Below are 6,080 nucleotides of genomic sequence, written 5' to 3' on the forward strand. Positions count from 1 at the left end.
CCTTTGTACTGTGGCACTTCCTCTTCCCAACACTACCGCTAAATCTTGTATTGTCCTTACCTGACCTATCTTTAGTAAATACAATGCTTGAATACGTTCTTTTCCTAATGCTGTTTTCTGTTTTTTCAGCAGTTCACGTAATTCCTCTGCCGATTCTTCTATTTTTACTTTGGTGACTCCAGCCATGAACTTCTGCTCATATTTCTGACTTAACTATTTCTATCATTTTTTTAGTGAATTGGTATAAAATCCCTATCAGGGATTGAAACAAGGGAAAACAAAATCCCCAAGTCCGCGATTGTGCGGACTGAGTTCCAATTAACTAAAATCCCTATCAGGGATTGAAACAGTAGAATATTTATCAATATGGGGAGACAGCGCACCAAGTTCCAATTAACTAAAATCCCTATCAGGGATTGAAACTAGTTACACCACTTTTAATTTTTCCTTTTTCAAGTTCCAATTAACTAAAATCCCTATCAGGGATTGAAACTACTTTGAAAAGGCAATAGAGATAAAGCCAAAAAGTTCCAATTAACTAAAATCCCTATCAGGGATTGAAACGGTATACCTCCTCAATATGATTAGGATTAAAATTTAAAAGGACTTCATTAGACAGATATTTCGCGAGGGTATGATGCGCGAGTCGGTAAAAAAACTCTCATAAGTTGAGGCTAGGATAACAATGTTACAAGTCCCAAATAAAATATTGACCCTAGAAGAGTTTCTCACACTACCAGAAACTCAGCCAAGCTTAGAGTACATAGACGGTCAAATTATTCAAAAACCGATGCCTCACGGGAAACATAGCACTATTCAAGGAGAACTTTGTCCTACAATCAATTCTGTTATCAAATTACAAAAAATGGGTTGGGCTTTTCCAGAATTACGTTGCACTTTTGGAGGACGTTCTATAGTTCCCGATGTCGCTGTATTCTCTTGGGCAAGGCTTCCCATAGACGAAAATGGTGATATTGCCAATACATTTGCCGCAGCACCTGACTGGATAGTCGAAATTCTTTCCCCAGAACACAGCCATACAAAAGTTACAAAAAAATCTTACATGCTCTCAATCACGGCACTCAAATGGGTTGGTTAATTGACCCTGATGAGCGATTCATTGCTGCTTATCCTGCGGAACGACAACCTTTAGCTTTTGAGGAAATTGAGGCTGTTTTACCAGTGCCAGAATTCTGTCAGGGGTTACAGTTGACCGTAGGTGATATTTTTGGCTGGTTAAAGGTAATTCCGTAATGCGGTTAAGAATATTACTTTTGAGCTGTTATTTATTAGCCATACAAATAAATACGACTACCACATCAAAAAGGTAGTAGTCGCCTGAAAAGCTAACATCATCTGCGATTAGGTTGGGACTAATTCACCCGGACGTAATTTCGACCATTTACCCATTTCTTGCTTAAAGCTGAGACAACCGACAACATCCCATTCCATTTCAATGACATCTTCTTGGGTACGGATATTGACATTGATAGAGGGTTCATTGGGGTCAAAAGTGGGATTTTCAGTCAAGTGGGGCTGTTGGTGCTGCGTTTCTACGGCATTATAGGTTACACAGCGATCTACATAGTGGCAGTTCACGCAAATACACATAATAGAACCAACTCCAGGAACCTTTATTGTTAATCTAGCTTAAGCCCAACCTTTATTCATTAGCTGCTGGGTTGATTTTTATTACAATGCATATTCCAGTCCCGTCTACCCTAGCTCCCGAAAATTGGCCTTTTAGTCTGGAATATTTACCACAACCTGCTTACATGGTAGGTGGTGCTGTCCGGGATGCCATCTTGGGAAGAAGCCGCGAATACTTGGATTTAGATTTTGTGATCCCATCCGATGCTGTTAAGGTAGCAAAAGCGATCGCTCGTCGTTACCAAGCAGGTTTTGTATTGCTCGATTCGGAACGACAAATTGCCCGTGTGGTATTTCCCGATGCTACAGCCGATTTTGCTCAACAAGAAGGCGATAGTTTAACAACTGACTTGCATAGAAGAGATTTTACAATTAATGCGATCGCTTACAATCCTCATACCCAAGAAATTATTGATCCTTTACAAGGCTATGCAGACTTAAAACAGCGCCAATTGCGAATGGTATCACCAGCCAATTTAAAAAATGACCCTTTGCGGTTAATGCGAGCCTATCGCCAAGCTGCTCAACTGGGTTTTACCATTGAACCAATTACCCAAACGACAATTCGCGCTTTGTCATCACACATAACTGAAGTCGCAGCAGAACGAGTACGGGTAGAAATTGGCTATTTATTAGCAAGTCCTCAAGGTACTCCTTGGATAGTCAGTGCTGGAGAAGACGGTTTAATTACGCCTTTTTTCCAGAACGCAACATCCGAAAACTTCCAAAAATTGGCTGCGGTTGACGCAGCAGCAACCTTACTAACAAAAAACTGGCCCCAACTAGGGGTAGAACTGCAACACTATGTACGTGATACAGTCAAAACAACTTGGTTGGGTATTGCCAAACTTGCTTGTCTTGTCCACCCAAATCCAGAACTGGCAGAAATAGAGTTACAGCAACTCACCTATAGTCGTGCAGAGATTCGTGCTGTTACAGCTGCCTTGAAACTTTTCCCCAGGCTAAACTTAATTAATATGTCTTTACGAGAACAGTATTTCTTGTTCCAAGAGGCGGGGATAGTATTTGTGGCTACAGTAGTTTTAGCCTTAAGTAATAATACTCCGGTAGAGGCGATGTTTGGGGACAAGTCGCTATGCGCTTACACACCGTTAATCAGCCGCTACCTCAACCCTGATGATCTGGTCGCCCATTCCACTCAATTAGTGAGTGGTAAGGAATTAATGATAGCATTAAATATTCCAGCTTCGCCAGTAGTGGGCGAACTACTAACAGAAATTGCCATAGCACAAGCTGAAGGAAAAGTTTCAACACCAGCAGAAGCGATCGCCTTTGCACGTCAGTTAGTTGAGGGTAGCTAAACTCTACCAAAAATTGGTATCTTGTGTAAACTCAACAATGGCTGCATTCAATTCTTTTGAAGAACCAGTTGAGGCATCATGATAGCAATTATGCAAAATTTGCAATTTGGAATTGGGTATACATCGATGTAATTTTTCTCCGTGACTAGCAGGGAACCAACTATCTTGATCACCCCACAAAATGAGTGTAGGACATTTAATAAGGTTCAGATTATTTTGAATATTAGTGAGCATATTGGGTTTATTTGTTTGCCAATGCTCTATTTCTCGCGCTGCTATTTGTAATTCTTCAGCAACTTTGACAAGAGTACCAGGAAATTCAATAAATGGATAAGTTATCCAATAAACATCTTCCTGTGTCAAAATTGATGGATCAAACAATACCCCACGCCTTTCTATGGCCATAACTTCTCTAACTAGAGGTGCAAACAGATATGCCAGGCGCAAAGAGTCTATTGTTTGAATTACTTCTAAGGGCGTTTGGGCGAGCAACCACATTGCCCAATGGGGTAAGCGTTCGGTAAAAACAGGTACATTTACGACTACTAACCGCCCAATTAATTCAGGATTTTTTTGAGCAAAGGCAAGAGCAATTAATCCCCCTAATGATTCTGCTACAATCAGCGGCGGCTCATCACATAATGCCTGAATAATTCGCTCTAGCTCAATAACTTGATGCCCATTATGTTCTCGGCGAAACCAAGGTTTTTCGGAAAAACCGTAACCTTTGGCATCAAAACAAATTACCCGAAAATATTTAGATAATGGGTCAATACTGTAACGCCAGTTATAGCTCCAGCTGCCCATACCATGTAATAAAATTAATGGTTTACCTGTACCTTTTTCACCATAAGCAATTTTGACAGGATAGCCTTGAGCATCACTAATAACTAGACTTTGTTGCCCTTGAGGAAAAGTCTCTTGCCACCAATCTTTCATTTATAATTAATTTAAGCGCCAGTAAAAGCTTGCCACAGCATTCTAATTAGTATCACAGGTAAAGCGACTAAGACAATGGCGAGGAGTAATAATCCAACCAAGACGGCAAAGATAAACAATTTGTCTGCACTCTTTCTTTGGCTGGGAAACTTTAAGTATTCTTCCAATAGCTTGATATTGTAAGCATTAGCTTTCCAAGTAAAATCAAAAAAGTCTCCCAATAATGGAATAGCACCTACCAAACCATCAATAATCACATTCCAAACCATTTTTCCCAAGGTTTCCCTAGACACACCTAAGCGCGCTGCTTCTAAGATGATGTAGCTAGAAAACATAACTCCCAAAAAGTCGCCACCAATAGGTATAAATCCTAAAATTGGGTCTAGACCAACACCAACTTTGGTTCCGGGAATGGTAATTACATTATCCAATAGCCAACTGATCTGACGCAGCCGCTTTAAGGTAGGTGCTTTAACTCCAGGTTCAATCATGGAAAACCGAAAATCAGAATTGGGCATGAAAGCGATCGCTTGTTTGAATTTGAATCGTTCAACATTTTACTTCCGTGCTGTGACTTTACAAGATTTGACTCTGGGATTAATATTTGTTCAACAAATCTTGATCTGTTTTTGAGCGCATCTCTTCACTAACGGTCACATTTAATTGGTCGCCTATCAACAAAACAGCAGCACTCATCCACAGCCATAGCATTAAAACTATTACAGCTCCTACTGCACCATAAACTTTATTATAGTTGCCGAAATTTGCCACATAAGCTCGAAATAGGGCAGATAGAATTGCCCAGAAAACAGCTGCAACAATTGCCCCAGGCATCATTGGTGTGCCTGAGTTCCAAACGCTGGGGCCATAGCGATAGACAAAACTAAATGTGCTGGCAACTATACCTAAAGCTAAAGGCCAACGTAATAGTTGCCAAAGATGTAACAAAAAGACCAAAGAGGAATTTCCACTGGCCACCATTCCCAATAGCAGGTCACTCATGAAGACTAAGAAAGAAGCCAGCACAAACAGCAAAATTGTACCAACTGTTAATCCTAAAGAGACGAGTTTTGCTTTCCAAAAAGGACGCATCTTTTTTGGAGGAATTTGATGGATTTGATCAAGAGCAGTCATTGCGGTACTAATCGCTCCAGAAGCAGTCCAAATGGCAATTACAAAGCTTAGAGAAAACAAACCACTGTTTTTGGGGTCAGTAATTTCTGTGGTGGCAAACTCACGAATTAAAGCTAATGCTTCTTCAGGTGCAACTTGACTAATTTGATTTGCCAGCTGTCTAAAAGTGTTTTGCAAGGATTCCTCAAATAAGCCGATGGCTGTGAGGAGGGCAAGAATCGCAGGAAATAACGATAACATTGCATTGAAGGCAATTTCTGAGGCCAATCCCAGCAGTCGTCTTTGGGTTGTCCTCGCAACGGTTTTTTTGAGGGAACGCCAATTAAGATGGCGAAAAAAGTTGACAAAACGAGACTTTGGCATAATTACTGTTAAGTCAAAATTTACAAGAGAAAAACCCTGAGCTAGCAAAGCTTTGGTTTTTCTATTGATATCGCTCTAGTGGTCTGTCAAAATAATTTTGACGGTTAGAGAGGGGTGATCAATCGCCGTCTCTACAGCAAATCTATTCGTCAATTATTTTTTGACACACTATTAGAATGATTCGGGTTGAATTATACTTGGTGGCTTTCTCAGTGATTCTACCGTAAGTTGGAGTATTGCACTTGGTTTAGGCTCTACTCCTATTTGCAGTGCTATTTGATCACTAGTGATTGGCCATTTTGACTTGAGATATTGTGTAATTGCTTGCGATCGCGCTTCAATTATTTCTGGTGGCTCGTTTGGTTCTTGGTTAACCACAACTTCTAGCTTTAAATTGGGGTGTTGTTGCAAAAATTGCGCGGCGCGATCTAATAATTTGGCCGCAGTTGGCGTTAATGTTGATTGCTCAGTTTCAAAAGCTATAACTCCCAAACTAGTAGCTATTCTCTGCATACTGATCTTTGCAGTTTGATAATCTAACTTAGATTTGATGCTATCGACCAGCAGAGTTTGAGCGTCTCTATCAATGTCACGTTCACTCAGATACACTAATCGAATATTTAAGGGAGCAACGCGATTTTGTGAAGTGGCAAAGCTGGGGGGGCTGGGGAG

General features: G+C 40.6%; 5 protein-coding genes and 3 pseudogenes. 2 read left to right on the forward strand and 6 right to left on the reverse strand.

Going from position 1 to position 6,080, the window contains the following annotated elements; all coding sequences use genetic code 11:
* Positions 1–186, reverse strand: a pseudogene (locus I8751_RS16960) (IS630 family transposase); the annotation flags it as partial.
* A gap of 499 nt (positions 187–685) precedes the next feature.
* On the opposite strand from I8751_RS16960, the pseudogene I8751_RS16965 reads away from it, so the two are divergent.
* A pseudogene (locus I8751_RS16965) lies at positions 686–1,254 on the forward strand (Uma2 family endonuclease).
* Between the two features lie 108 nt (positions 1,255–1,362).
* Here I8751_RS16965 and I8751_RS16970 read toward each other — a convergent pair.
* Positions 1,363–1,611: a Ycf34 family protein gene (locus I8751_RS16970; protein WP_214440310.1), complete on the reverse strand. Its 249-nt coding sequence runs from the start codon at positions 1,609–1,611 to the stop codon at positions 1,363–1,365.
* A gap of 86 nt (positions 1,612–1,697) precedes the next feature.
* Here I8751_RS16970 and I8751_RS16975 point away from each other — a divergent pair, with 86 nt between their 5' ends.
* Entirely contained in the window at positions 1,698–2,972 is a 1,275-nt protein-coding gene (locus I8751_RS16975; RefSeq protein ID WP_214440311.1) for a tRNA nucleotidyltransferase/poly(A) polymerase family protein, read from the forward strand.
* A gap of 3 nt (positions 2,973–2,975) precedes the next feature.
* On the opposite strand, the gene I8751_RS16980 is transcribed toward I8751_RS16975, so the two are convergent.
* From I8751_RS16980 to I8751_RS16995, 4 genes and pseudogenes are all read right to left on the reverse strand, one after another.
* Complete coding sequence (locus I8751_RS16980) at positions 2,976–3,911, reverse strand: alpha/beta fold hydrolase (RefSeq protein ID WP_214440312.1); 936 nt, start codon at positions 3,909–3,911, stop codon at positions 2,976–2,978.
* Positions 3,912–3,922: 11 nt separating this feature from the next.
* Positions 3,923–4,429: a DUF4112 domain-containing protein gene (locus I8751_RS16985; protein ID WP_214440313.1), complete on the reverse strand. Its 507-nt coding sequence runs from the start codon at positions 4,427–4,429 to the stop codon at positions 3,923–3,925.
* A 79-nt stretch (positions 4,430–4,508) separates the two neighbouring features.
* On the reverse strand, positions 4,509–5,408 hold the full coding sequence (locus tag I8751_RS16990) for a YihY/virulence factor BrkB family protein (RefSeq protein ID WP_214440314.1): 900 nt from the start codon (positions 5,406–5,408) through the stop codon (positions 4,509–4,511).
* Between the two features lie 171 nt (positions 5,409–5,579).
* Positions 5,580–6,080: pseudogene (locus I8751_RS16995) on the reverse strand (DUF389 domain-containing protein); the annotation flags it as partial.

This window comes from Atlanticothrix silvestris CENA357 (assembly GCF_016056295.1).
Classification (GTDB): Bacteria; Cyanobacteriota; Cyanobacteriia; order Cyanobacteriales; family Nostocaceae; genus Atlanticothrix; species Atlanticothrix silvestris.

What these genes read in the sequence shown, in the direction of transcription:
- I8751_RS16975 (WP_214440311.1), top strand. Translation starts at nt 1,698, where the DNA reads ATGCATATTCCAGTCCCGTCTACCCTAGCTCCCGAAAATTGGCCTTTT.
- I8751_RS16990 (WP_214440314.1), bottom strand. Translation starts at nt 5,408, where the DNA reads ATGCCAAAGTCTCGTTTTGTCAACTTTTTTCGCCATCTTAATTGGCGT.
- I8751_RS16970 (WP_214440310.1), bottom strand. Translation starts at nt 1,611, where the DNA reads ATGTGTATTTGCGTGAACTGCCACTATGTAGATCGCTGTGTAACCTAT.
- I8751_RS16980 (WP_214440312.1), bottom strand. Translation starts at nt 3,911, where the DNA reads ATGAAAGATTGGTGGCAAGAGACTTTTCCTCAAGGGCAACAAAGTCTA.
- I8751_RS16985 (WP_214440313.1), bottom strand. Translation starts at nt 4,429, where the DNA reads ATGCCCAATTCTGATTTTCGGTTTTCCATGATTGAACCTGGAGTTAAA.